This window comes from Mesorhizobium sp. M5C.F.Ca.IN.020.29.1.1 (assembly GCF_003997375.1).
GTDB classification, from domain to species: domain Bacteria; phylum Pseudomonadota; class Alphaproteobacteria; order Rhizobiales; family Rhizobiaceae; genus Mesorhizobium; species Mesorhizobium wenxiniae.
The window spans coordinates 1-1,764 of record NZ_RZSW01000870.1; the positions used below are offsets into that span (position 1 = coordinate 1).

At 58.7% G+C, this 1,764-nt stretch carries 2 protein-coding genes; both read left to right on the forward strand.

Annotated features, from left to right (window positions below; translation table 11 throughout):
* Positions 1 to 986, forward strand: a 986-nt coding sequence (gene repA / locus EOA85_RS34460) for a plasmid partitioning protein RepA (RefSeq protein ID WP_127212657.1), incomplete at its 5' end; no start/stop codon positions are given.
* Between the two features lie 72 nt (positions 987 to 1,058).
* On the forward strand, positions 1,059 to 1,764 hold a 706-nt coding region (gene repB / locus EOA85_RS34465), incomplete at its 3' end, for a plasmid partitioning protein RepB (RefSeq protein WP_127212658.1).

Sequence of the window (1,764 nt, forward strand, 5' to 3'; positions counted from 1 at the left end):
GGCCGGAGCCGCTCATCGCTGCTGGTGGGCGGCGCTTCTACAATGGCGAGCAGATGATCGAGCTGCGGCACTACCTTGATAAGTACGGCCGATCCGACGCCAAGAAATATGTCCCCTTCCGCAAGCCGGGCGAGAAGCTCCAAGTCGTTGCCGTAGTCAATTTCAAAGGTGGCTCTGGAAAGACCACGACCGCCGCACATCTGGCGCAGCATCTTGCGTTGACCGGGCACAGGGTCTTGGCGATCGACCTCGACCCGCAAGCATCCCTTTCGGCATTACATGGCTTCCAACCGGAGCTCGACGGGAATCCATCGCTCTACGATGCAATCCGATATGACGAGAAGCGACAGCCGATCGCGGAAGTGATATTGCCTACGAACTTCCCTCTGCTCGAGATCATTCCAGCCAACCTCGAATTGCAGGAATACGAGTTCGACACTCCCCTCTCTATGCAGACCTCTAATGAGGGCAAGAGGTTCTACAGCCGGCTCGGTCGATCACTGGAGGAGGTGGATGATCGCTTCGACGTCGTAGTCATCGACTGCCCGCCGCAGCTCGGATTCCTCACACTCACAGCGTTGACGGCCTCAACCTCGGTCCTCGTCACGGTTCACCCGCAGATGCTCGATCTGATGTCGATGAGTCAGTTCCTCCTCATGTTGGGCAACTTCGTCAGATCCATCCGGGAGAAGGGAGCGCCGGTAAAGATTGACTGGCTCCGCTACCTGATCACCCGATACGAGCCGTCTGATGTGCCCCAGACTCAGATGCTGGGATTCATGCAGTCTATCCTGGCGGAGGAGATTCTGAAGAACCCGATGGTCAAGTCGACGGCGATTTCCGATGCCGGACTAACCAAGCAGACGCTGTACGAGGTCGAACGCGCCAACTTCAATCGCGACACCTACGACCGGGCAATCGAAGCCTTGGACGCGGTGAATTTCGAGATACAGGGCCTGCTACATCGAGCTTGGGGGCGTCTATGATGTTGACTGCCGTCAATACGGACCAAAAGCGCGGTGTTTTCAAGAGCATAGCAGAGATCATGAGGCTGAGCGATGGCTCGTAAGAACCCCTTCGCCAACATACTGGACCACAACGACAGGCCTGCCGAGCGCTCCGTAGTCGAATACGCCGCGAGGGGCGCGTCTCGGTCGATTCTCAGTACGTTGGACGACATGGCGGCGCGCGCCGACAAGCTCGCTGCCGGCGAAACCATCGTCGAGCTGGAGCCTGACATGGTCGACGCCTCCTTCGTGCGAGACAGACGGGCAAGCAACGAACAGGAGTTCAACGAGCTGGTGGAGGCAGTCCGCGAGAACGGCCAAAACTCCCCTATTCTGGTTCGGCCGCACCCAAAATCCGCGGGCCGCTACATGGTGGTGTTTGGGCATCGGCGCCTCGATGCCGCCAAGGCGCTTGGGCGCAAAGTTCGCGCTGTCGTCAAGGAGATGGAAGACCGCGAACACGTCCTCACGCTCGGGCAGGAGAACTCGGCTCGGGCGAACGTGCCATTCATCGAGAGAGCGCTCTTTGCCGCCGACCTCGCACGTCTCCACTACGACGAGGACAACGTGACCATTCTCAAGGCGCTTTCGATCGATCGTACGACGCTGTCGAAGATGCTGTCGGTGGCAAGCCTGCCGGCACGGGTTCTTGATGCAATCGGCGAAGCAAAAGGCATCGGCCGCGATCGGTGGTATGAGCTTAAGCTGCTCATGGACAAGCCATCAAACCACGACATTGCCTTCGAGGTGATCAAGG